This is a genomic window from Salinimonas lutimaris (assembly GCF_005222225.1).
In the GTDB taxonomy this organism is placed as follows: domain Bacteria; phylum Pseudomonadota; class Gammaproteobacteria; order Enterobacterales; family Alteromonadaceae; genus Alteromonas; species Alteromonas lutimaris.
Genome location: NZ_CP036536.1, coordinates 1,739,431 through 1,762,703, shown reverse-complemented (window position 1 = coordinate 1,762,703; position 23,273 = coordinate 1,739,431). Strand labels below are relative to the sequence as shown.

At 46.3% G+C, this 23,273-nt stretch carries 19 protein-coding genes; 6 read left to right on the top strand and 13 right to left on the bottom strand.

Features of this window, described 5'->3' with window-relative positions; genetic code table 11:
* Window positions 1–360: 360 nt before the first annotated feature.
* From EZV72_RS07510 to EZV72_RS07475, 8 genes are all read right to left on the bottom strand, one after another.
* The gene (locus tag EZV72_RS07510; protein WP_137166663.1) at window positions 361–2,769 is read right to left on the bottom strand and encodes an efflux RND transporter permease subunit; all 2,409 of its coding nucleotides are present in this window, start codon (window positions 2,767–2,769) and stop codon (window positions 361–363) included.
* Window positions 2,759–3,670, bottom strand: coding sequence for an MlaA family lipoprotein (locus EZV72_RS07505; RefSeq protein ID WP_137166662.1), 912 nt, complete (start codon window positions 3,668–3,670; stop codon window positions 2,759–2,761). Before EZV72_RS07505 ends, EZV72_RS07510 begins: the two co-directional genes overlap by 11 nt.
* A gap of 262 nt (window positions 3,671–3,932) precedes the next feature.
* Window positions 3,933–4,115, bottom strand: a complete 183-nt coding sequence (locus EZV72_RS07500) for a hypothetical protein (RefSeq protein ID WP_137166661.1) — start codon at window positions 4,113–4,115, stop codon at window positions 3,933–3,935.
* Window positions 4,116–4,692: 577 nt separating this feature from the next.
* Complete coding sequence (locus EZV72_RS18420; RefSeq protein WP_175405069.1) at window positions 4,693–5,493, bottom strand: TIR domain-containing protein; 801 nt, start codon at window positions 5,491–5,493, stop codon at window positions 4,693–4,695.
* A gap of 110 nt (window positions 5,494–5,603) precedes the next feature.
* Window positions 5,604–6,830 carry a hypothetical protein gene (locus EZV72_RS07490; protein ID WP_137166660.1) on the bottom strand — a complete coding sequence of 409 codons (1,227 nt, stop codon included), beginning with the start codon at window positions 6,828–6,830 and terminating at the stop codon, window positions 5,604–5,606.
* Between the two features lie 120 nt (window positions 6,831–6,950).
* On the bottom strand, window positions 6,951–8,078 hold the full coding sequence (locus EZV72_RS07485) for a PIN domain-containing protein (protein ID WP_137166659.1): 1,128 nt from the start codon (window positions 8,076–8,078) through the stop codon (window positions 6,951–6,953).
* 369 nt (window positions 8,079–8,447) lie between these two features.
* Window positions 8,448–10,988: a hybrid sensor histidine kinase/response regulator gene (locus EZV72_RS07480; protein WP_232364528.1), complete on the bottom strand. Its 2,541-nt coding sequence runs from the start codon at window positions 10,986–10,988 to the stop codon at window positions 8,448–8,450.
* Window positions 10,989–11,908: 920 nt separating this feature from the next.
* Entirely contained in the window at window positions 11,909–12,520 is a 612-nt protein-coding gene (locus EZV72_RS07475) for a BON domain-containing protein (RefSeq protein WP_137166658.1), read from the bottom strand.
* Between the two features lie 272 nt (window positions 12,521–12,792).
* Between EZV72_RS07475 and EZV72_RS07470 the strand changes: the two genes are divergently transcribed.
* Window positions 12,793–13,818 (top strand): endonuclease/exonuclease/phosphatase family protein, encoded by a 1,026-nt coding sequence (locus EZV72_RS07470; protein WP_137166657.1) that lies wholly within the window; start codon window positions 12,793–12,795, stop codon window positions 13,816–13,818.
* 3 nt (window positions 13,819–13,821) lie between these two features.
* Here EZV72_RS07470 and EZV72_RS07465 read toward each other — a convergent pair whose 3' ends face one another.
* Window positions 13,822–14,205, bottom strand: a complete 384-nt coding sequence (locus tag EZV72_RS07465; protein ID WP_137166656.1) for a response regulator transcription factor — start codon at window positions 14,203–14,205, stop codon at window positions 13,822–13,824.
* Window positions 14,206–14,575: 370 nt separating this feature from the next.
* Window positions 14,576–15,118 (bottom strand): hypothetical protein, encoded by a 543-nt coding sequence (locus EZV72_RS07460; RefSeq protein ID WP_137166655.1) that lies wholly within the window; start codon window positions 15,116–15,118, stop codon window positions 14,576–14,578.
* A gap of 264 nt (window positions 15,119–15,382) precedes the next feature.
* On the opposite strand from EZV72_RS07460, the gene EZV72_RS07455 reads away from it, so the two are divergent.
* From EZV72_RS07455 to EZV72_RS07445, 3 genes are all read left to right on the top strand, one after another.
* Window positions 15,383–16,030, top strand: coding sequence for a DsbA family oxidoreductase (locus EZV72_RS07455; RefSeq protein ID WP_137166654.1), 648 nt, complete (start codon window positions 15,383–15,385; stop codon window positions 16,028–16,030).
* A 77-nt stretch (window positions 16,031–16,107) separates the two neighbouring features.
* Window positions 16,108–17,550, top strand: coding sequence for an alkaline phosphatase PhoX (locus EZV72_RS07450; RefSeq protein ID WP_137168692.1), 1,443 nt, complete (start codon window positions 16,108–16,110; stop codon window positions 17,548–17,550).
* Between the two features lie 165 nt (window positions 17,551–17,715).
* Window positions 17,716–18,717 (top strand): NADP-dependent oxidoreductase, encoded by a 1,002-nt coding sequence (locus EZV72_RS07445; RefSeq protein ID WP_137166653.1) that lies wholly within the window; start codon window positions 17,716–17,718, stop codon window positions 18,715–18,717.
* A 345-nt stretch (window positions 18,718–19,062) separates the two neighbouring features.
* Here the strand turns inward: EZV72_RS07445 and EZV72_RS07440 are convergent, their stop codons facing one another.
* Window positions 19,063–19,935, bottom strand: coding sequence for a helix-turn-helix domain-containing protein (locus EZV72_RS07440; RefSeq protein WP_137166652.1), 873 nt, complete (start codon window positions 19,933–19,935; stop codon window positions 19,063–19,065).
* Window positions 19,936–20,032: 97 nt separating this feature from the next.
* Between EZV72_RS07440 and EZV72_RS07435 the strand changes: the two genes are divergently transcribed.
* Together EZV72_RS07435 and EZV72_RS07430 are read left to right on the top strand one after the other, a co-directional pair.
* A complete protein-coding gene (locus EZV72_RS07435; protein ID WP_137166651.1) occupies window positions 20,033–20,434 on the top strand; it encodes a protocatechuate 3,4-dioxygenase in 402 nt (133 codons plus the stop codon).
* A complete protein-coding gene (locus tag EZV72_RS07430; protein ID WP_137166650.1) occupies window positions 20,427–21,266 on the top strand; it encodes a class III extradiol dioxygenase family protein in 840 nt (279 codons plus the stop codon). The genes EZV72_RS07435 and EZV72_RS07430 overlap by 8 nt, the downstream gene beginning before the upstream one ends.
* A gap of 63 nt (window positions 21,267–21,329) precedes the next feature.
* On the opposite strand, the gene EZV72_RS07425 is transcribed toward EZV72_RS07430, so the two are convergent.
* The gene (locus tag EZV72_RS07425; RefSeq protein ID WP_232364527.1) at window positions 21,330–22,316 is read right to left on the bottom strand and encodes an aldo/keto reductase; all 987 of its coding nucleotides are present in this window, start codon (window positions 22,314–22,316) and stop codon (window positions 21,330–21,332) included.
* Window positions 22,317–22,328: 12 nt separating this feature from the next.
* On the bottom strand, window positions 22,329–23,270 hold the full coding sequence (locus tag EZV72_RS07420) for a Gfo/Idh/MocA family oxidoreductase (RefSeq protein WP_137166649.1): 942 nt from the start codon (window positions 23,268–23,270) through the stop codon (window positions 22,329–22,331).
* Window positions 23,271–23,273: the final 3 nt, after the last annotated feature.

Below are 23,273 nucleotides of genomic sequence, written 5' to 3'. Positions count from 1 at the left end.
CCCCCCGCTTTGTTTTATATACGGGGGCTTGCCCTTATACTCAGCATACTAAGCGGTTAGTATTCCACCCGTTTTAACGTAACTTCCCTGCCCTCGTCAGCGTAACCCTACAATCTTATATTCCGTGTGTTCAGGCTCTGTCGACTGGGTACTTATCGAAGTATTCACCCTGAAAACCAGTACGTTGTACCGTTGCTATCCGCATCGAACTATAGCAGCACGCTAACTTTGGTCATCACCGGGTACAATTCTGCACACTTTCGCTATTTATTCTGTAGTAATAGATTCAGCGCCTGCATGAATATCTGTTTCAGATCAGGCGCTGTACAAGAGTCGAACCGGTCAGGCTCTGTGTCGGGGTTAACCCGCGGGCTGGGTTTGGGTACGGCCAACAAACTTATTCAGCAGAGCTGGCAATAGTGTTAAATCAGTTACCAGCGCCATAATCATCGCGGTAGCGGTAAGTAGGCCAAAGTTAACACTGGGGATAAAGTCTGAAAACCCGAATAAGGAGAAGCCGGTAGCGATAATGGTCGTAGTAAACAGTATAGCCATTCCGGTGTGACCAAACGCTTCCTTGCAGGCCTGGCCTGCATCTCCTCGCTTATGGCCTGACAACCAGGCATGAACAAAGTGGATGGTGTCGTCCACCGCAATGCCCATGGCAATAGCGGCAATGGTAATGGTCATAATATCCAGCGGAATGCCCAGCCACCCAATCACGCCCAGAATGCCCAGGGTGGTCATTACGTTGGGGATAAGCGCTATTAACGCCACTTTCAGCGAGCGAAAGATAACCAGCAATACTATCGCCAGCACCAGATACACGATACCCAGGGTGGTGACCTGAGAATCAAACAATCGGCTTAAAATATCCTGATACAGTACAAACAGACTGGTTAACTGCACATCATCAGCAGCCACACCAACCGTGCTGATATCCTGTTTCAAGTCCTGTAAAAATGCGGCGCGGTTTAAATTGTCGGTGGTGTCCTGCACTCGTACCGAAATACGCAACTGGCCAGTTTGCGGTGAAAAATAAGCGCCGATAAGCTGATCGACCACTTTTTCATCCAGCAGGCGATAAATAGCGGTCAGTTCATATTCGGTAAGTGGCTTATTATCGTTAAGCTGCTTGGCCAGTTCGGTGAAATTAGCAATGGAGGTCACACTACCGGTGGCCTTAAACGCATTTACCGCAGCCTGTACCAGTTGCAGCTGGTTAACGGTATCGGCGGTTAACACCAGTTGTTGCTCATCATCAACCTCCCCCATATCCAGAATTATATCCAGTGGTGTAGAGCCGCCAAACTGTTTGTCGATAAAAGCCAGTTCCTGGTATACCTGCGTATCTTTAGCAAAATAATCAATGAATGAGTTTTCTACATTTAACCGGCTAATACCAAAGGCTGTGCCGCCAAATATCAGTAAAATAAGCACGGTAATGGTACCAGGCGCACGCAGGGACAAGGTTTTCAGTTTATTCAGTAACCCGGTGATCCAGCTATAATCATGACTTTCATGTTTAGCGCGTAGCAGCGCCAGCAGTGCAGGAAATAACAGCAGGCCGACTAGCATGGTGATAATCATGGCACTTAGCATCATATACCCAAAATCCACCACGGGTTGCAGACCACTGAAAATCAAAGAGGCAAACCCCACCGAGGTGGTCAGGGTGGCATAAAAACAGGGGCTGAGCTTTTGCTTCAGCATCGCTGTCACCCGCTCATACTGGTTTAAAGCCGGTTGCTGGTGACTGATATCCCGGTATGCACCAATCAGATGAATCATGACAGCTAAAGTCAGAATAAGCTGAAGTGCGATGAAATTGGCAGAGATCACCGTGGTACGCATATCCAGCCAGCCAAACAGTCCCATCGTCATGCTGACGCTCACCGCGCAGGCACCTAGCGGAAATATCACCCATCTCACCGAGCGATACAAAATCAGCAGCAATAAGGCGATGACTGCCGCAATTGCTGAACCAAACAGGGTTAAATCTGAACGAATAATATCCACCAGGTGCTGGCCTACTACGTAAGAGCCGCCCAGGTAAGTTGAAGCGCGTCCATTCACCTGTGAGGCGATCTGATTAAGCTGGTCAATTTCCTGTTGTCTTTGTCGGGTAAGCGCCTGTTTAATCGGGTCTGCCTGCGCTTTTAACGCTGCCAGCTGGCTTTGCTCTTGTTCAGTTAAGTCCCGGGTCAGCAGATTCGCTTCAATCTCCGTCATCTGCTGTTCCAGGCTCTGCAATTCCGGGTTCTGCCGGAACACAACCTGAATGGCCGTTGCCGTGTCCTCACGGTTAACCAGTAAGTCGGTAAATATCGGATGACCGCTAATGAGCTGTTGCATCTGTTGCGGCGAGTATTTTTGTGCCTGCCAGCTTAACTGACTCACATCAGTATCGCCGGTAAGCGACGATTTATCCTGAATCAGTGGCACCGTTAAAATAGATGTGACAGCCTCCACCCTTTCCATTTTTTTAATTTGCGCAGACATCTGCGCAATATCATCAAATGTCTGGCGGCTATACAGAGGATGCGATTCGGGTTGATATGCCAGCAAAATAAATTCGTCAGGCGAGAACACCTGCGCGGCCAGCTGACTCTCAATATAAAGCTTGTTGTCTTTTACCAACAGGGTGTCGGCTGAGGCATCAATTTTAAACTGGCCAATACCTGCTGCCAGTCCGCCAACCAATAATACAAACAGAACAATGATTGCCCAGCGCAATCTGACAATGCCGGCAGCCAGCTTATTTATCATCGGTCACTCCCTGATACTGAAAATATTCATCCCGACGCTGGCTCTGTATGTACTGATTACGAAAGAAAATGTAGGGATCGTCGGCTTTTTGATACAAGTCCTGATAGGTTTTAGCTTGTCCGGAGAAATCATCAAACCCATCAAATGTGCGCAGCATATAAGACTCCGGCGGGTCCATCAGCTGATTAATCGGATGGATAAAGCCCTCTGAGACGGTTGAAAACGCGCCTCGGGAGTCACTGGGCCCAAGCAACGGTAAAACCAGATACGGCCCGGCGCTGACGTCGTAGTCAAACAAGGTATCGGCAATGGTCTGCTTGCGCGGCGCGATATCAAACCAATCTTGTGCGGGGTCAAACAACCCCAGAATACCCACGGTACTGTTGATCAAAAACCGCCCAACATTATTGCCAGCATCCTTGAATTCACCAGCCACCACATTATTAAGCAGGTTCAGGGGCTCACGGATATTGTTGAAGGCGTTGCCAATTTTATCCCGGGCGACTGCCGGCACCAGAAACTGGTATCCCTCTGCCGCAGGAATAAGCACAAAGTCATAAGCGTAGTTATTAAACGCAAAAATATGCCGGTTCATATTCTCCCAGGGGTCATTGTAAAATACCTGCGCCTGATTCCCCTGACTGTCGGCCGCGTTGCCGGACGCATCGGTGATGGCCACTACGGTGGGCGCAACGCTAATCTCTCCCTGACTGGTTTTCACCGTCACATTTTGTCCCCGGCTCATGGCCTGGGCATGGTCAGAAGCAGACTTATCCTGTTGGGTATTTGTAGAAGAAGATGAACCGGTTTGTTGCTGTTGTGGCACCTCAACCGTGCTGCATCCTGACAACAACAGAATGAAACACAATCCGGCAATTCTGGAGAAATGACCTTTAACCACTGCTTTTCCTTAACGCTGACTTCAGTCAAACAATCCTTTATTAGACCGTACCAACCAAAGCAAATATGTAATCAACTAAGTGATTTATACTGCGGTGAACGATGAAATGATCGAGTTTACTGAAATATAAACATGTAAGTTTTGGTTAAACCACAACAAACAACAGTGCACAAAACAGCGTGTTAATAATATGGGGATTCAGAAGATAATGACGTGTCATAAAAATACCGGGAAGCCGGGCAAAACGGCACCCCATAAAAAGTTACTGATTACTTGCACGCTTTGCCATCCAGCTTGAACAGCTTGAGCACTGTTCAACCACTTTAGTGGATGACGAAGTCGCTGTTTCGTAACGTGAAAACCAGTTGAATACCGGCTGATTTTGCAAAAACTCTTCAAAACGATTGGCAGGTTGAGCTTGACGCTTAGACTTCAACAGTTTCATTGTCTGTCCTTTTCTTTAATTCGATGTGTTGCTTGTTGTGCAGAGAAATAACCATCACCACACATTCCTGTAAATCCTGTAACACTAAACATTCAATAAGTATTCCAGCTTTACAAAAATGAGATAAAAACGTTGCAGACGAGACAATATGCCGCATACAACTTAAGTTGTACTTAAAAGATCAGGTCAACAAAAGGCGTTATCATTTAATCAGCGAATACCTTACCCACTGACCAGGCAATTTTTACACGGCTGTTTTACAGTTGTATGAAAAGAAGATGGCGAAACGATGAAAAGCGTATCAACATGGCGCAGCGTCAATGACTAATACTCGCTGCGCAGGATTGATGCGAGATTTAGGGCTTACTACCTGGATCTGTGAATTGTTGAGTGTAGAAATAGAGAAGTCTGTCTCGGCCATCGTGGTCGGCTTTAGACAAAAAGCGGACTGTCAACTTCCCACTGAGCAAAACGATTATACATGGACTAGAATTAGAAACGAAGGTACGCAGCCCATGTGTTACTGTCTTACCGAGCTTACGAGCGATTTAATGTGATTGTGAAGCCTTCCGAGATCTTAGAAGATAGGACTGAGTTGGTAACCACAAGCCTTAAGTTCTTTAGCTATATCAGCTTTCCAAGCTCCAAAGTCATCTAATCCTACATAAACAACACCGCTAATATCATTGGGCGTCTCTATATCGCCTTTCACCAGTGAACATACATTTTCTCTACCAAGCTTAGCCATAAGGTAACCATGTTCAAAAACAACATTTTGACGCGCTCTATTCTTGGGCGGAATTTTAGTTTCATGTACTCCTCGACCATGGTCGCAGGCGGTATAGAGCACGATAGCAAAATCAGCTTCGTTCGAATAATGCTCTATTTTTTCAATAATTGTCATACCTGAGGAAGCTTGCTCATGCAATATGATCGCTTGAAGACCTAACTGTTCAATGTAACGACTAACTTCTTGTTTTGTCTCATTATCACGCCCATGGACAATAAATACTTTACGTTTGTTTCTAGCTGTTGGTTGAGATTGTGAATTCATGGGGGAGTTTTTCTGAGTAGGTATTTGAATCGAAGTTCCAAACTCAAGTAAATCTAATACTGGCGTAAACTGTTCTGATATATAAGTTCGTCTTTCTGCGTAAGTGGTGAATTTAGGCTGGATGAATCCCCAAAATGAATCTAGATTGCGGTGTTGCTTTAGCCAAGAAGGAAGTAGCGGCGAAAGCTCACTATCGTTTAGGAGTTCTCGTCGAAGAATCTCATATTCATTATTGTCAGCAGAAAGCCCCGTCGCTCTAGATGTTAATAAATTAACGAGGTAACTTACTTTATCGAAATTATTTTCTAAAAACTCAATACTCAATTCATTAGTCCTTAAACAAAGCACTGCACTTACACGAAGCCTAACGCCGCGCTCTGCGTCAAGCTTGGAGCGCAGCGGAAACCTTGTCTGACAGCAGCGCCTTGTTAACTTTATCTTGGCGTGTGGTAGAGCATTACTGCCAGCTTGACCACCCTGTTCCTGTCGTCATTTAAATGAAACTCATAGTTAAACCAAGTTTCATCTCTTTCATTCACGAATTTGAGGAAATTTTCATGCTTCGAAGCAGCCTCTTTAGCAGTATCAACCACACTGCTAAAATCCTTGTTAGGTACAAACATGATTACTGCTGCCTTTGAATCTCTCCATGTGAGGTACCCTAAAAGCTGGTTTATAGTTGAAAGAAAACTCTTCTCCCCTTTCCAGAACTTGCACTCCCCAATAAATAGATTCGAACCATCATGCCTCAGCAATATATCTGTTTTTCCTGTTTTATTAAAAGTCTCTCCAGTAGCAGCCCCTTCAAAATTTGGCTCTAACATCATTAAGAAATGATCCCTAAGATGCTCTTCTTCCTTATCAGCGTACAAACTTGGTAAACGCTCGAATTCTTTGCCTACATCATGAATCAATTTTAAAATATCATTATATGTTGACTGGTCGAGGCACGGCTCCGGACTGAACCCCGTATCCTTTACGTCAGGTTTGTTTGGAACAGCTTTTTTACGTTTCTGTGGTGTTGGGACAGAAAACGTTTCTGATGCTCTTTCTGTCTTTTTGATTGGGACACCTAGTGAAGCTAACACTCCAGAAATTTTCTTTATTCTCTGTTTCCGCGAGTTAAAGGCACTTCGAATATACTGCTCTATACCAGCATTAGCTCTTTCAACCTCAGATCTCACATTTTCGTATTGCTTCATTACGCTACGGATATTTGAGTCCTTCTCTCGTACTATGCCCTCGGCATCATCTCTGAAGTTTATAATCTCAAAGCAGAATTCATCACGACTGACTTCTATATACATAGTCCATAATATTCTGCTACTAGGCATACAGTGAAGTAATTGAATATTACCGCTAATAGGAACGTGGAATTTAATCACATCCTTCTTGTAGGACCTCCCTGAAGAAACGTGAAAGCCAGAAGGAAAATACTCAGCAGGTATCATCTGCTCACTTGAGGATGCATAGATATCGTCGACGTGAATTTCTAGATTCTCAACCGTCGCCTCAGACACTTTGTGAGCTATATAGTCGTCTTCATTGACATTCATTATATAGTCATCATTTTCGGATTCAATTGAATGGGCTGCATTGCTCTTTGAGGCTTCAAGAAAGTCTCGCAGTTCTCTTTCCCCAAAAACTCTACTTCTTCTCATCTTTCCTTAGTTCTCCGTGAAGCTAACGTCCTGTTAACAAAAAAATAGTTGATTAAAATTAGCGACGAAGGTGCAAAACCAACTGTTTTTTGTCCTTGTATAACGGCTTGTTATGTGCCTTTAATCGTACTCGCCGTAATCAGGCTCTAACGTACCAAAGTCAACCGAAGTTATAGGGTGTACAACCTCAACTTCGGCAACATCTAGATCATAGAGAGCGCCAGCTAAATCACCACATACTGTAACTAAAATCTCAGAAGTAAATTGTTCCTCAACAGTAGCAGTAACACCTCCAATATAAACATGATCATGGTCTATTGAATCGTATTGAGAAAGTGAGAATTCGCCCTCAACTTCAACAGTAATATTGGCACTTACTTCTAGGACAATATAATCTTCTGAGTGATCAACTATTCTAAAATTGGAGTCAGTTAACTCAAAATCAATTAACCAACCATGGCATCCATCAGGTTCCCAATAATGAAAAGAGTCAGCTTCTTGATCTGGCGTAAAGCCATTAAAGTAACTTTCTACACCGCTACGTATTTTTTCAATGAAGTCAGCTACGTCATCTTCTTCTAGCTCTAGTTTCGTAGTTAAACGGGATAAAAATGCAAAGGGAGCTGTTTCTTTATTGAACTTACTCAGAGCATCTGCAAAGTCCTCTGTGTAATCGATGTTATCTGATGTCTCACAATATTTTTTCCAGTCGCCATCACGAGCAATCGCCAAAATATTAATGCCACGTTCTTCAGCCCATGCTTCTGTGGCAAGAAGGACGATAGCATCAGGAAACTCATTTTTCTTTTTCCCTGTTTCTGCAAAAGGAGGTCCATTTTGAAAGTAGTGCTTTAATAGCTCTGATACTGATACATACTCACCACATTCAATAACCAATGCTCCTGAATTCTCGATAAACTTATCAACACGGCTAGCAGCAATACCCTCAATTTCATTACAACCAATTAAAATTGATTTTGCATCATTGAGTTCACTGCCATCAAAAAAGAGATGGTCTCCAGCATCATTTAAAGCTTTTTCTAAAGATGCTCTAGAGCTTTTTACCTTCTTTTCTAAATGGCTTTGAACCTCTCCCTTTATTACATCAGGTAATAGGTAATCTATCTCACTATCTTTGAATTGATATAGTTTACCAAGTAAGCCCTTTTCTAATTTTAATCCATGCGCATCGAAAATAGATGTGTCAACGAGAATTGCTCCATACTCTTTGCTTTCATCCGAACTCATTTTCTACCTCATTGGCACATAACAGCTTATTACTGAGACTTCATATTAACATCCGCTTCCCCTGAAAAACCATATGCTGTGTTTCCAGGGGAAAGGTCAAATGTCCGCTTTACGTACAAAGCAGCCTAACAGCGTCAGAGGCTTCTTGAATCCTTGAGTTCAATTGGCAAGTACAACACCATACTTATTAAAGGCGGTACGCTGAATAGGAGTCTTAGTCTGCTTTTTTAGCAACCCTGCTCGATGGTTATTGTCTGTTGCAATAGCACGGCGCATAATTTTGCTTTAATGTCTGGGATATCTGGCAAGTAACAGACAAAGCGAGATGGGTAAACTCAATACTTACTGGCGTACTGGACAGCCATGCCATTAATTGCATAAAAGGAATTTTTGAAGTGTATTAACCAAGTGTACTTTATCAACCGGCTTACCAACGTGAGCATCCATGCCTGCGGCTAAGCATTCGTCGATATCTTGCTGCATTGCATTGGCAGTCAGCGCTACAATCGGCGTATTTTTCTTAAGGACTTGACGGATGTGTTGTGTCGCGCTGATGCCGTCAACCTGCGGCATCTGAACATCCATTAGCACTAAATCGAATTCTTGATTTGCCATAGCATCAATGGCCTCTTGTCCATTAGACGCATAATGCAAATCCAAATTAAACTCTTCTAATAACGCCTTCATTACCTCTACGTTAATATCATTGTCCTCGGCTAATAAAACCCGTTTTCCAGTCAACAAAGAGAGATAGTCTTCTCCGATCGCTGCCGAAGGCGTACTGTCTGCGTCATCGGTAATAGCAGTGGCAATAGCAAAACTCACATCAAATGAAAATGTTGTTCCCTTGCCAGGTTCGCTTTCAACGGTTAAGGAAGACCCCATTAATTTAAGCAGGTTGTTGGTAATACTCAGTCCTAATCCTGTTCCGCCGTATTTTCGCGCAATAGAACTTTCCGCTTGTGTGAAAGGAGTAAATAGCTTCGCCTGGTTTTCTTTAGAGATGCCGATACCGGTATCTTTAACCCAGCGATGAAGGGTGTAATGACTATCGCGAGCCTCAGTAACGCGAACACCTATTTCGACCATGCCTTGTTTAGAAAACTTGATGGCGTTACTGATCAAATTAGCCATAATTTGCTTAAATCTGAGCTCATCGAACATCAGCTCATCTTTGAGTTTTTCATCAACATTTAGCGCTAGATGCAGATTTTTACGCTGCGCTTGGTCAGAAAAAATATCAATCAATGTACTTAAACACGATTTTACGTGATGCGGCCCGATAGCTAACGTTAGCTTGCCCGCTTCTATTTTTGAAAAGTCCAACAGGTCGTTAATAAGCTGTAGAAGCATTTCCGACGCAGTGACGATTTTCTTTGTCAATTTTTTTGTTTCTAAATCAGATGAGCGTTTAGCAACGGTTTGACCGAAGCCAATTATCGCATTCAAAGGCGTGCGGATCTCGTGGCTAATATTTGATATGAATTCTGACTTAATACGACTGTGGAGTTCCGCTTTGTCTTTTGCCGTTGAGTAAAGTGCATTCGCCTGCCTTGATTTTCTTAGCAGAATTAAAATGATGACAATAGTGATCATTGTTAATGCGACCAACACTGAAAGTAGCATTGAGAATAACTCTTGTGTCTGTTGAGCTTCGTTTTTCAACTCTAACGCTTCTTCGAAAGCTTTATTTTCATTTTCAAGTAAGTTCGCTCTCTCCTTTTCCTGGGTAATTTTTTGAACCAGGTCAGCGCTTTCAATGAGTTCTAAATCTTCGTATTTCTTTGCTTCTAAATAGGCCTCGTGAAAAACCTCAAACTGTTCAAACGCTAATTTATAATCGCCTTTTGCTGCGGTGATATAAGCCGCAGTTCTCTCTAACTGGGCACGCCATGTAGTTTGTTCATCTTCCCGGTTTTCATCATAAAGCTCGCGTGCGAGCTCCAGAGTCTGATAAGCTTCATCTAACTCCCCCAGAGTAAGATGCGCTTCTGCTTTCAGGCGATAAATTTCACTATTGTAAAAAGATGATGAAAGAGGATGGATAAGCACTTTTTCAGAAAGCGCTATTGCATCTTTTAGTTTTCCGGCACGATAGTAAGTAGTTGCTATTCCATAGGTAGCAAGAAATTCTGAATAATTAATATCAATATTTTTATCGTGTTCAATGGCGCGTTCGAAGTAGTCAATGGCAGTGTCATAATCACCTATATTTCGGTACAAGATACCAATCGCATAAAGGTTGTCACTTTCTAAAATTCGTTGATTAGCCGCTTGCGCACCTGCAAGTGACTTTTTGTAAAAGCGCAAGGCAAGCTCATAAGCCCTTACCGACTGATAGTAATCCGCCACGATAGAATCGTACAGAGGCCTGAGGTGAGAAAAATCATGAGTGACAAGCAAATCGTTAACGGTGTTAATGAGCTCTGCATTAGGGGCGAAAACCTGCCCCTCACTGTAAGTAAGAATCTGATAGATAAGGGCATAGACTTTGACGTCAGCGGGAAGGGCTGGAGTAGAAATTAAAGCGTCAAAACGTTTATAAGCTTCTGTGTAGTCTGCGCTTATGCCGTACATTCTCGCTATTCCTGCTGCGATAATGAGGCCATCTCTGGACTTATCTTCTAACTCTTGTAATGCGCGTAAAATATTGTCATCTGGTCGCTGATGGATTAACAACTGGTAGCGAGCATACAAGGCGGCGACCGCTCTTTTCTCGTTTGCTTTCAATGCATCCGATAACAAAAGCGTTTCTAATTCATCAATTGCAGCGCCTATCGGCATAGGCGATGCTGTATCTACTTGCAGGCTGATTTCATTGACCCGGTCAGCTATCGAGGCGTGAACATGGAATGCAGCAAAATTTATCACAAACACGCATAATAATGTCGAACAAAACAAACGGGTCAAAGTCAGGCGCCTCCTATGCCAATCAAACATACATATTAAACGATTAAGATAGTTTATAACGTAGTCAATAAGTCTAAACTATTCCAAGATAAGGCAGCATTTCAGGTAGAAAATAAGTAAGAGAACTAAAACTCAACTATGGCAACGAATACAGCGCGTTCAGTCATGCCGGTTTGGATGGCGGCATTTTTGCCGCTGAGCGAGTAACCCGAGCGGGGCGCGGGGCACCTTTACTCGTGCTATATACCCCTGACCTTTCAGATCCGTAGCATAATGGTAAGTCTGCGGGCGGAAAAATTAGCAAATCGCTGTTTGAATTTACCGGCGGCTGTCGCTTTCATTTTATCGAGCAAGTAATTCTTTCTTCTCGCTAACTGGTAGTTTTTTTAAGCTTAAGCGTTAATCGCCTGGTTTTTATAGCGCATGGTACCAAAGCGAACACAGATATCTCTGATAGCCACTTTAATGCTTTTAGTTCTACTATCTTGTTTGCTTTGCGTATAAAAAAGATGAGCATCACGAACTGTTTCTACATCATATAGCAGCAATTCCCCTTGGCTTAAAGCTGCTCCAGAAATTCTGGGTAGTGACTTCCAACCAATTGATACAGAGGCGTTTGTTCTGGTCGATGTCGTTTACAGGTATAAGAGTGAGTTACTAGCGATGGCGTCCTTAACATGAATTGGTATTAATGAGTGTAGATAATTTTGATGCAAATCTGCTGACCAACAGGGAGGAAAGTGAGTGCATAGCACCTATTGAATACAGGGTTCAAACCAAACCGTCGGAATTGGCCTCGCCTTGTTTTAAGAAGTGGCCGATTAACGGGTAATCATATAAACCTAACGGGTTAGCTACAGGTACCCGGGATCAAAAAAAGGCGCCCGCAGGCGCCCTTACTGTCTTACTAAAAATCAGATTTATTCGGCTGGCTGTTCAGCCACAGTCAGATTATCTTCTACATTTTTTACGTCAGACGCATTCTTGGCAATTTCAACTGCCAGGTCTTTCTCAGCTTCAGTTTTCACCGAACCGGTCAGTGTGACATTGCCCTGCTCTACATCTACGTCGATGTCAAAACCTGAAATGTCTGAGTCCATCAGCAGACGGGTTTTTACTACCGTTGCGATTTTCGCATCAGTAAGCTGGCCTGAAGCCTTATTCGCTGTTTCTTTAGCGTCGTTTTTCAGGTCGTCTTTCTGCTCTTTCGACATCATGTCCTTGTGTTCAACCACAGTGAGCTGGTTGTCTACTGATGTCACGCCGTCAATGTTTTCTACCAGCTCTTCTGCCAGTTTTTTATCAACCGAGTTTTTCACTTTTCCGGTCAGAATAACATTACCGTCTTTTACATCTGTATTGATATCAAACGAATTCAGGTTACCGTTAAACAGCAGCGTGGCTTCTGCTTTACCGTCAATCCATGCATCCTTCGCGCCTTTTTCCCAGCTATTTTGTGACTGCATGTCACCTGCCATAGCACTGGTACTCATCAGACCCGCCACCATTAATGATAAAATTGTACGTTTCATCGCTTTCTCCTTAATTAATTCTTTGTAGTTATCGCTACATACAAGATAGCTTAAGCGATTTGTGTGCCACCTGGACAAATTCACATAGGCCACTGATTTAAATGAATAATTTAAAACCAAAGAAAATCCGTGAGAAAAATCTACTGTGCAAGCTTTGCAGACAGGTAAGACAAAAGTACTGAATCGACTCACTGTGAACTATTGCTGATGTCCGGCGTAAACATCCACATTGTAAAAGTGTGGCTTTATGTCACTAAACATAAGGATGTTGCATGTTTGAAACCCTTTGTCTGGCGAGCCTGTTTCTGGTATTTACCACTGTCGCCCCACATCTTCCCGGGCAACACTGGTTAATCAGAGTCTGGGAATTTCCCAGAGTACAGTTAGTGTTTCTGATGGTGCTGTGTCTGGCCGGATGGGCATATATGTATTCTATTGCACCAGCCAGAAGTATTGTGGGCCTGAGCTTACTTTTGATAGGTTCAGTTATTTATCAGTGTTTCTGGATAATTCCTTATACACGGCTTGGTCCCCGTGAAGTTTCTAAGGTAAAACAGCCGAATGAAACCCGTGTTTTCACGATTCTGACCAGCAATGTGTATATGCACAACTCAAATTATCAGGGCCTGATAGATTTGGTGAATAAACATAATCCGGCTTTTCTGGTTACGCTGGAAAGTAACGACGACTGGGGCGATGGATTAACGCCTTTGCACGACACCTATCCGCACCGGCTGGCCTGTCCGCTGGAAAACCTTTATGGCATGCATTTTTACAGTCAGCTACCGCTGGATGATGCGCAGATTCGCTATATTGTTGAAGATGATGTGCCATCGATGCAAATTGAGCTTAAAATTGATGGCGAGCCGATGACCCTGTATCTGCTTCATCCAAAACCCCCTAGCCCTACTGAAAACAAAACAGCGGGTCCCCGGGACGAAGAGCTGACTTTAGTAGGCCAGGAAATTGCGGACAAACAAGGACCCATTGTGGTGGCCGGCGATCTAAATGATGTGGCCTGGTCTCCCACTACCAGAAAGTTTCGTAAACTCAGCCACGCCCGTGACCCGCGGCGCGGAAGAGGATTTTTTAATACATTTCATGCCAAATACCCGCTGATTCGCTGGCCACTGGACCATGTTTTTCACACCGATCATTTCGACCTGGTGAAAATACAGCGTTTACCTGGCTATGGTTCGGATCATTTTCCGTTGCTGACAACCTTACAACTGACCCGCGCTGGTGAGTCCTGCGAGTCAAACTCAGCGCCGGTCTCTGATGAAGCACCGGGCTGTTAAGAGTCAGGCACTGGCGCTGTAAGCAGACGAATTTACCGCAGACTGGCAGCGGGCAATAATATCTCTTACATCGGAAACATCAGGGATGATGTCATCTTCATGACGCAATGGTGCATCAAATGTGTCAGTGCGCATACACAATACAGGGGTTGTACTACCCTGTTCGTCTTTCATCTGGGTGTACACTTCTTTGGGGCACATATCCGGCAGGGTTGTGTCCAGCAAAATCACATCATATTGCTGTTGTTGCTGCTGTTTGAGGGCGGCTTTGCCACTGGCTGCAAAATCAACACTCCAGCCCAAACCGATAAGATTAGAGGTAATTCGACTGGCAGTCAGTGGGTCGTCTTCAATGACCAGAACTTTTAGTAGGGTTGTTGTGGGCATACTGCCTCCTGCTTTTTTTAACCATTATTTATCTGCGCGTGGCCGCGCGTCCCATTATTTCTACCGTGCATCGGGCTATATTCTGGCCAGCGAACCAGTGGTCAACCGCGCCGTCAACACGTGCTAAGGCTCTTAACAGGCATTTTTCAGGCCAGTTCTGTGATAACTGGTCATAAAAAAGTACGCCATAAACTGCGTAACATAGCATTTTAGGAAAGAATCGCCACCCCTGCTTGCATACAAACCGGGCGACTGCAGAAGATAATACAAAGGATTAAGCCACAAACAGGCGAACAGTGATGGTGCGACACTACGCGATACACCATCACAAAAAAAGGCAATGCACACACACTGTGCAATTAAAACAGCATTATTGGGCGCTTTTTACAAAGGTATGAATTTTTTCACAGGCCCGTTCACGACTAATAAAATGCGCCAGAGCCAGCAGTTGATCATCTCTTGGCCACACAGCCTGACTGAGCACGTCTTTATCGGCATCACTTAATTGTTGTGGATCCAGATGCACAGCGATGGCTTTTTTATTTGGCTTAATAACAGTGGGTTCGGCCTGTGTCACCAGTGCCGGATTAACCTTAAAAAATTCCCGCTTAAAGGGATCGCGCACCACCAGCAGTTTTTCTTCAAGTGCCAGTACCGCAGGCCAGCCTTCGGAAATCCGGCTTTGTGCGAACATAGCCACAGTAAACAAGGCAAGGACTGCCAGCGTCGACCAGATAAATGACATGCTCATTTCCGGGGCAAATATGACCAGCATGGCGACAATCACCACAAAAATGATCCAGCTTCCAAATACCTGACGCATCGACTTCGGGCTGATCCCTGAAAATACGTCGGCATCGAGGATCTGTTGCTTGTTCAGTTTTACAATTTCAATATTCTCAGGCTGACTCAATCCTGGACTTCCTTTTAGTTGTAAAAGACGCCGGCTGTTTACTGTAAAGCTATATCGCTATGAGAAAATTCTCAAGTAAACAAAGGTCACGTATGTATAATTTTTATACATGACACGTTGGCATATCGTCATGATAAATTTCGTCGTCTTTTTATAGGTCTTTGAGTTAGTTGTAAATACTCATTAAAACAAAAAATTGTTCAGGGTTGCTATTTTGCCTCACGGCCGCAGATCTTAAAGACACTGTTTTGAAGGAGTTGATTTATGACTACACTGACCGTTGATTTAGTGTCAGATATTGCCTGCCCCTGGTGCGCCATTGGCTATGGCCGCCTGCAAAAAGCGCTTGAGCAACTGGAAGATATCGATGTTAGCCTGACCTGGCGCGCATTTGAGCTGCAACCAGACCCAAACCTGACTCCAGAGCCTATTACACCGGCCCTGGCAAAAAAGTACAATGTTGAACCTGCACAGATTGAACAAAGCCAGAAGCAGATGATGGAAATTGCCGCCGGATTGAATATCAATTTTGAAAAAATGGAACAGCGCTATACCTGTAATACATTCGATGGCCATCGTTTGGTGAAATGGGCGACACGCTTTGATAAGCAAACGCCGATGAAGCTGGCATTATTTGACGCCTATTTTGGAAAGGGCTTGTCCGTCGATGATCCCAACGTACTGCTGGACGCTGCACAGCAGGCCGGCTTAGATCGTACACTTGCCGCTGAGATATTAAACTCTGACGAATACAGTGAACAGGTTCGCCAGGAAGAACAGCAGTATCAACAAGCCGGTGTCTCTTCGGTGCCGGCCTTTGTGATAAATCAGAAGTATCTTATTTCCGGTGCGCAGGAGCCAGATGCGCTGGCTAAAACCCTGCGTGATATTGCAGCGGAATCTGCACAGTAAAAAAAATGCAACACGAGGGCAGTATAATATTGCCCTCGTTTTTTATGCAGCATGATGCTGCTGTTATGGCCAACCAGATGAAATTTAATCGCCGTCAATTTTTACGAACCGCAACTACTGCAGCGTTCTCAGGGTTAATGCTTAACAACCTGTCGGCTGTGGCCGGTGAACGTACCACCACCATTAAACACCCGTTAATTACTGACCCCAACGGCTTGCTTGATTTACCAGAAGGCTTTACATACCAGATCATATCGCAGCTGGGTGATGCTATGAGCGACGGTATGCATGTACCTGATGCTGCTGATGGAATGGGGTGTCTGCCTTTGGATAATGACCGTGTTGTGCTTATTCGCAACCACGAGTTAACCCCACAGGCATTGTCCGCGCAGCCAGATAGTATTGTCTCTCATCGCTCACCGCAGGCGTATGACAGCTTTGCCGATAGTACCAGCCTGCCCGGCGGTACTACTTCTCTGATTTATCATTTGGGCAAAGGCAAGGTGGAATCCCAGTTTGTCAGCCTGTCCGGCACTATCAGAAACTGCGCCGGTGGTATTACGCCCTGGAACACCTGGCTGACCTGCGAAGAAGATGTTACCCGATCCGGTGACCTGTTACAGCCTGCAATACAAGCAAAGACAGAGACAGAGACAGAGACAGAGACAGAGACGGAAACTGGTGATACGGCCAGACAGGATCACGGGTATGTATTTGAGGTGCCAGCCTCTGCCCGTGGCCCGGTGGAGCCGGTGCCGTTAAAAGCCATGGGTCGGTTTAATCACGAAGCCGCTGCAGTCGATCCCCGTACCGGTATCGTGTATATGACAGAAGACCGGGGAGACAGTCTGTTTTATCGGTTTATCCCCCATACCGCAGGAAAGCTGACGGATGGTGGCCGCTTACAGGCCCTGGTACTGATTGAACAAAACCAGTTTGATACGCGCAACTGGCAGCAGACTGGTATGCCATTGCAGCGCTGGTACGCCACCCGCTGGATTGATTTGGATGATCCTCACGCACCGGCAGATGATTTACGTCTTCGTGGTTATGCCAGCGGGGCGGCCGTATTTGCCCGGGGAGAAGGCATTCACTGGGGCGACAATGAACTGTATTTTTGCTGTACAAACGGCGGCATTAAACAACTTGGGCAGGTTATGCGTTATCAGCCCTCGGCAGCAGAAGGCCAGGCCGGTGAAGAATCAGCACCGGGCCGGATTCAGCTGTTTGCTGAGAGCACCAGTGCAGCCATGTACAACTATGGCGACAACCTGACCGTGACGCCTTTCGGACATTTATTGGTTTGCGAAGACCAGTATACCCAGGTGGTGAACAATCAGTTGCGGGGCATTACACCGGATGGCCGCATTTATTCGTTTGCCCGGTTGCGGGCACAGACGGAACTGGCCGGCGCCTGTTTCTCTCCAGACGGCTCTACCTTATTTGTGAATATTTATTCGCCCGCCAAAACGCTGGCCATCACCGGCGACTGGTCAAAAATCAAAGCGCTGGCAGTTTAAAGTTTCAGCCGGTTAATGGAACAGGCAGCATCACGAGGTGCTGCTCGTCCTGCTAAGCCTCTCATCTACCCTACTTTTTGCTTTATTCAGTGCACCTTATTTGAATTTGACCCTGGCCGGCTACATATTCGTATCCACACCAATCGAAACAATGTGGAGAGTATTATGGCGACACATACAGAAATTCTGCTAACACAGCGCCCCGGTGAAGATAAAAAAATCGGTAAGCATTTGTTTGACGTCGTTGAGCGGGAAACACCGTCAGCTGGCGAGAATCAAATTCTGGTCAAACAAACTTACATGTCACTGGACCCGGCCATGCTGGGCTGGATGGTAGAAGATCGTGAAAGCTACATCCCGCCGGTAGAACTGGGCGAGGTGATGCGCTCAAGTGGTGTGGGTAAAGTGGTTGAGTCCAACCATCCTGACTTTGCTGAAGGCGATTTAGTCATGGGTATGATGGGCTGGCGCGAATATCTGGTCAGCGACGGCAAAGGCCTGAATAAACTGCAACAGGGTATTGATGAAGAAACCGCGCTATGTGTATTTGGTCTGCCGGGCCTCACCGCGACTCAGGGCCTGATGAATATAGGCAAACCACAGTCTGGTGAAACCCTGATTGTGACAGGCGCAGCCGGCTCAGTGGGCAGCATCGTTGGTCAGATTGCCAAAGCTGACGGCCTGCGTGTTATTGGTGTGGTGGGCAGTGACGAAAAAGCCGACTGGATCGTAAACGAACTGGGTTTTGACGGTGCCATTAATTACAAAACAGATGACCTGGAAGCCCGGCTGACCGAGCTGACGCCCGATCGCATAGACCTGTTTTTTGAAAATACCGGTGGCCCTATTCAGCACCACATTGTGAATCGTCTTAACGAGCACGCCAGAATTGTGGTGTGTGGCATGATTGCTGATTACCAGGCGGATGAGCCAGCACCAGGTCCGAACTGGATGCCGCTGATTAAAAAACGGGCGACGATTCAGGGCTTTGCTATGCCTGACCATTTGCACAAAGCCAGCGAGCTGGTTGGACAACTGGCACCCTATGTTCAAAAAGGCCAGATTAAGTACCGCTCTCACATTATCGAAGGGCTGACCAGCGCAATGGACGGCCTGAACCTGCTGTTTGAAGGTAAAAATACCGGCAAACTCATGGTTAAGCTGTAAACCGCTATACCTTACCGAAGAGGCTTCACGCCTTTTCGGTATTTTCACTTTCTACGCAAAACCAATCAGATGTTTTACCTGACCGGGTGGTGACTGGCGCGAGCCTGACCCATCTTATACGCCAGCGATGAAAAGACAGAAGAAGATAATGGTTTTACACGCCCACGCAGAAGTCTTGCAGCTTGTAAGACAAGGGCTGAGCGGCGAGTGCATAACCTGTCTCTGATTCACAAACTGGTTCATAGTGACCAGAATTAAGTTGCATTTTGCCACCTTCAAAACCGGTGTACTCACGAACGCTGGCAGTGCCTTATTGCTGCTTTATTTTTAGATAAAAAATCGTGGTCAGAAATGCTGCCGATGGCGAAATTCAGTGGCGGTGTCGCCGCTGTGACGTTTAAAAAAGCGGGCAAAATAGGCGGGTTCATCAAACCCGAGGCGATCCGCCACCTGAGTGACGGGCATATCAGAAAACAGTAACAAACGCTGCGCCTCGGTAAATAGCTGCTGATGGATAACCTTGAGTGCGGTCACCTGTAACTCTGCCTGACAAATCTGATTAAGATGTGAGGCTGACACTCCAATCTGGGCGGCATACCAGCTCACCTGATGCTGTTGGCTGGCATGCTCACTGACCAGCTGTTTAAACCGTTCCAGCTTGCGCCGGGATTTGCGTAAACCGGATGATGACCTGTTTTCCTCTACGCCCTGTCGTAGCAGCAGTATGAGTAGCTGTTGCAGCTGCGCGCCAATCATCGCATCGGCCATGAGTGCCTGACTGTTTTCCTCTTCTTTTAATGCCTGACAGACCGTCAGGATTTCGCTGAAAGCCGATGCCGGTAACTGCTGCCAGCACTGTTTTGCCACCAGCTGATGCAATAATGACGATGGTGTGAGCTCGCTAAGTAATGCTGAAGCAACGGATAACACCCGGCCTGTAGAGCCAATCTGCCAGGCAAAGCCATGCATTTGTCCCTGCCCTATCAGCAGTACCGCCGGTGCACGAACCTGCAATACTTTATCGTCGATACGCGCTTCACAGCCACCACTTTCCAACACAAACATCTGCACAATTTCACGGTGTCGATGGGGCTGAATCTGCCAGTTATGCCGGGCACTGCGAAATGTCAGCGCTTCGCTGTAAAAAACATGCTGCGGTGAAGCTAACTCAGCTTCCCCGTACATACCAACATACCCCTGCTGTCCTAACATTTTCATCACTTTCTATAAAATGTATAAGTTATTTTTACTTTTTAGCATTTGATTTACAAATAATCCATATAAAATATAATCCATATGTTAACAGGAGGTAACCATGACCTGGGCAAAGCAAGACTATGACGATATTCCCGGTACCTATGTGTTTGACGGTAAGCGGGCCAACCCTGCCTATGCGCTGAACAAACTACTGTATTCTTTTAATGAAGAGCGTAACCGGGCTGAGTTTGATGCTGATCCGGCCGCTTATTGCGATAAGTTGGGTGTTGAGGGGCAATATAAAACGGCCGTGGTAGAGCAGAACTTTCTGGAAATGCTGCGGCTGGGCGCCAACATTTATTTTATGGCTAAGATGGCGATCCCCCGGGGTACGTCGGTGCAGGATGCCGGCGCACAATTTCAGGGGATCACGACAGAAGAGTTTCAGCAAAAATTACTGGCACATGGCGCAGACCTGCCTGATCGCATTAAGCTAAAAGGAGATTACTGGAATGGCTAAAATTTTAGGCGGTATTACCAGCTCACATATTCCGGCAGTGGGAAATGCCATCACCCAGAACCTGACTCAGGAGCCTTACTGGAAGCGCTTTTTTGACGGCTATGAACCGGCCAAAGCCTGGCTTAACGAGGTTAAACCCGATGTGGTCATCGTGGTCTACAACGACCACGGTCTGAATTTCTTTCTAGACAAAATGCCTACCTTTGCGCTTGGCTGTGCAGATATTTATGAAAATGCGGACGAAGGCTGGGGCCTTAAGCCGGTGGCGCCGTTTACCGGTCATGCGCCCCTGTCCTGGCATATCGCCGATTCCCTGGTCGCTCAGGAGTTTGATATTTGTACCTGCCAGGAAATGAAAGTGGACCACGGTTTTGTTAACCCTATCCGGGCTCTGTTTGGCGATCATGAAGACTGGCCGGTGCAGGCTATTCCGCTGGCAGTGAATACCGTACAGCATCCTGTGCCTTCAGCCGCACGTTGCCTGAAACTGGGCGAGGCACTGGGAAAGGCCATTGAAAGTTACCCGGGCGACCTGAATGTGGTGATACTGGGTACCGGCGGCATGTCACACCAGCTTCAGGGCGAGCGTGCAGGCCTGATTGATGTTGAATTTGATTTAGAATGTATGGACAAAATTGCCACCGACCCGCAATGGATGACCCAGTTCAGCAATGCCGATATTATGCGCCGGGCCGGGACCGAAGGAATTGAAACCATTATGTGGCTGGTTATGCGCGGAGCGCTCAAAGCCGCTCCTAAGGTGGTGCACAAGCACTATCACGCCCCCATATCTAATACCGGCGCCGGTGTGCTGGTACTGGATAATCAGTAACGCTGAATATCGACCCGTTCAGCAGACGTAAAAAAACCGCCGGTGGCGGTTTTTTTTTACCTGTTAAAACTCTTCGGTATCGATGTCTGCCTGAGCGGCAGCGCTATACCTGGGACCTTGTACAGTTGACTGATTAATCATGTCACCGGCTTCGGCGAGGACCTCCGGCGCAATTTCAACAGCGCTGGCCAGACAATCTTCTGCCAGATGTTGCTCGTTTTTGGTTCCCGGCAACGCATGAATGTGCTCGCCCTGGGCCAGCACCCACGCTAATGCCAGCTGTGATGGCGTCACGTCAATACTGTCTGCCAGTGCAGCAAAGCGCCGGTAGAGCGCCAGATTCTGTGACCAGGCTGGCTCGCAGAATCGAGGCATAGAAGCGCGGATATCCCCCTGACCAAATCCGGCCGGGTCAAGCTCACACGCCAGATAACCACGGGCCAGCGGGCTGAAAGCAACAAAGTCGACTCCCAGCTGTTTGCAGGCATCCAGTACAGCAATTTCAGCATTTCTGGTCCACAGCGAATATTCGGTTTGCAGCGCGGCTATCGGGTGTTCTCGATGCGCCCGCTGTAGTGTTTGCGCACTGACCTCAGATAACCCTATGGCACCGATCTTACCCGCTTTCACCGCCTCCCCCAGCGCCCCGATACTTTCCTCAATAGGAACATCAGGGTCCAGCCGGTGTAGATAGTATAAGTCGATATGCTCAACCTGCAGGCTGGTTAATGCAGTATCCAGCGTGTCGTGCAGCACATCAGGCCGGCCACAGACCTCCCGCTTGCCATTAACGCCGCGCATGCCACATTTGCTGGCCAGCAAAATCTCGTTGCGAAACGGTTTGATTGCCTGCCCGACCATTTTCTCATTTTCACCGAACCCATACAGCGCAGCGGTATCAAAATGCGTGATCCCCTTTTCGTATGCCTGTGTCAGCAGGCGGGTAGCCTGCTGCTGATCAACACGGCTGGCGTAAGCATGATTCAGATTCATGCACCCCAAGCCAATTTCAGACACCAGACGACCTGCCAGCTTACGTTGTTTCATCATTCCTCCGGCAAATTATGCAGTGAGTTGTTGTTCCAGTTCATGCAGCACTTTATAACAGCTGAAAACCTGCTGCACACTGCTGTTTGGCTCGCGTCCCTCGGCAATCGCCGCAGTAAACTCGCGATCCTGTAATTCAATACCATTCATCGAAACTGCGACATCGGTCACATCAATGGCATTTTCACGGCCATCTACCAGGTCATCATAACGGGCAATAAATGTCCCGTTGTCACAGATGTAGCGGAAGAAAGTACCCAGCGGCCCGTCATTATTAAACGACAGGGACAACGTACAGATCGCTCCGTTTTCTGCCTGCAGCTGAATAGACATATCCATGGCAATACCCAGCTCAGGGTGAATCGGGCCCTGCACTGCGTTGGCTTTGACGATGGGAGAACCGGCCTGGTAGGCAAATAAATCCACGGTGTGAGCAGCGTGATGCCATAGCAGATGGTCGGTCCATGAACGCGGCTCTCCTTTGGCGTTGATATTTTTGCGCCGGAAAAAGTAGGTTTGTACATCCATCTGCTGAATATTCAGCTCCCCAGCGGTGATTTTGTTATGCACATACTGATGCGACGGATTGAAGCGGCGGGTGTGACCTACCATACAAATTTTGCCCGTACGCTGCTGGGTTTCAATCACTTTTTGTGAATCTTCCAGACTGTCTGCCAGCGGAATTTCTACCTGTACATGTTTGCCCGCTTCCATGCACTGAATGGCCTGCGTCGCATGCTGCTGAGTTGGCGTACATAAAATTACCGCATCGGCATCGCTGGTCAGGGCATCTTCCAGAGTCAGATACACATTAGCAATGCCATACTCATCGGCGACCTTTTGTGTTTTTTCCGGATTACGACCAACCAGGCCAACTACCTCGGCCCCCTCGATGTTTTTCAATCCGTCCAGATGTTTAATTCCAAAGGCGCCGGGGCCTACTACTATTACTTTCATTAT

Bases quoted from the DNA above. Each gene is read 5' to 3' on its own strand.
- EZV72_RS07425 (WP_232364527.1), bottom strand. From the start codon at position 22,316: ATGATGAAACAACGTAAGCTGGCAGGTCGTCTGGTGTCTGAAATTGGC.
- EZV72_RS07435 (WP_137166651.1), top strand. From the start codon at position 20,033: ATGACCTGGGCAAAGCAAGACTATGACGATATTCCCGGTACCTATGTG.
- EZV72_RS07445 (WP_137166653.1), top strand. From the start codon at position 17,716: ATGGCGACACATACAGAAATTCTGCTAACACAGCGCCCCGGTGAAGAT.
- EZV72_RS07430 (WP_137166650.1), top strand. From the start codon at position 20,427: ATGGCTAAAATTTTAGGCGGTATTACCAGCTCACATATTCCGGCAGTG.
- EZV72_RS07420 (WP_137166649.1), bottom strand. From the start codon at position 23,270: ATGAAAGTAATAGTAGTAGGCCCCGGCGCCTTTGGAATTAAACATCTG.
- EZV72_RS07485 (WP_137166659.1), bottom strand. From the start codon at position 8,078: ATGAGTTCGGATGAAAGCAAAGAGTATGGAGCAATTCTCGTTGACACA.
- EZV72_RS07450 (WP_137168692.1), top strand. From the start codon at position 16,108: ATGAAATTTAATCGCCGTCAATTTTTACGAACCGCAACTACTGCAGCG.
- EZV72_RS07440 (WP_137166652.1), bottom strand. From the start codon at position 19,935: ATGAAAATGTTAGGACAGCAGGGGTATGTTGGTATGTACGGGGAAGCT.
- EZV72_RS07465 (WP_137166656.1), bottom strand. From the start codon at position 14,205: ATGCCCACAACAACCCTACTAAAAGTTCTGGTCATTGAAGACGACCCA.
- EZV72_RS07455 (WP_137166654.1), top strand. From the start codon at position 15,383: ATGACTACACTGACCGTTGATTTAGTGTCAGATATTGCCTGCCCCTGG.
- EZV72_RS07490 (WP_137166660.1), bottom strand. From the start codon at position 6,830: ATGAGAAGAAGTAGAGTTTTTGGGGAAAGAGAACTGCGAGACTTTCTT.
- EZV72_RS07510 (WP_137166663.1), bottom strand. From the start codon at position 2,769: ATGATAAATAAGCTGGCTGCCGGCATTGTCAGATTGCGCTGGGCAATC.
- EZV72_RS07500 (WP_137166661.1), bottom strand. From the start codon at position 4,115: ATGAAACTGTTGAAGTCTAAGCGTCAAGCTCAACCTGCCAATCGTTTT.
- EZV72_RS07470 (WP_137166657.1), top strand. From the start codon at position 12,793: ATGTTTGAAACCCTTTGTCTGGCGAGCCTGTTTCTGGTATTTACCACT.
- EZV72_RS07475 (WP_137166658.1), bottom strand. From the start codon at position 12,520: ATGAAACGTACAATTTTATCATTAATGGTGGCGGGTCTGATGAGTACC.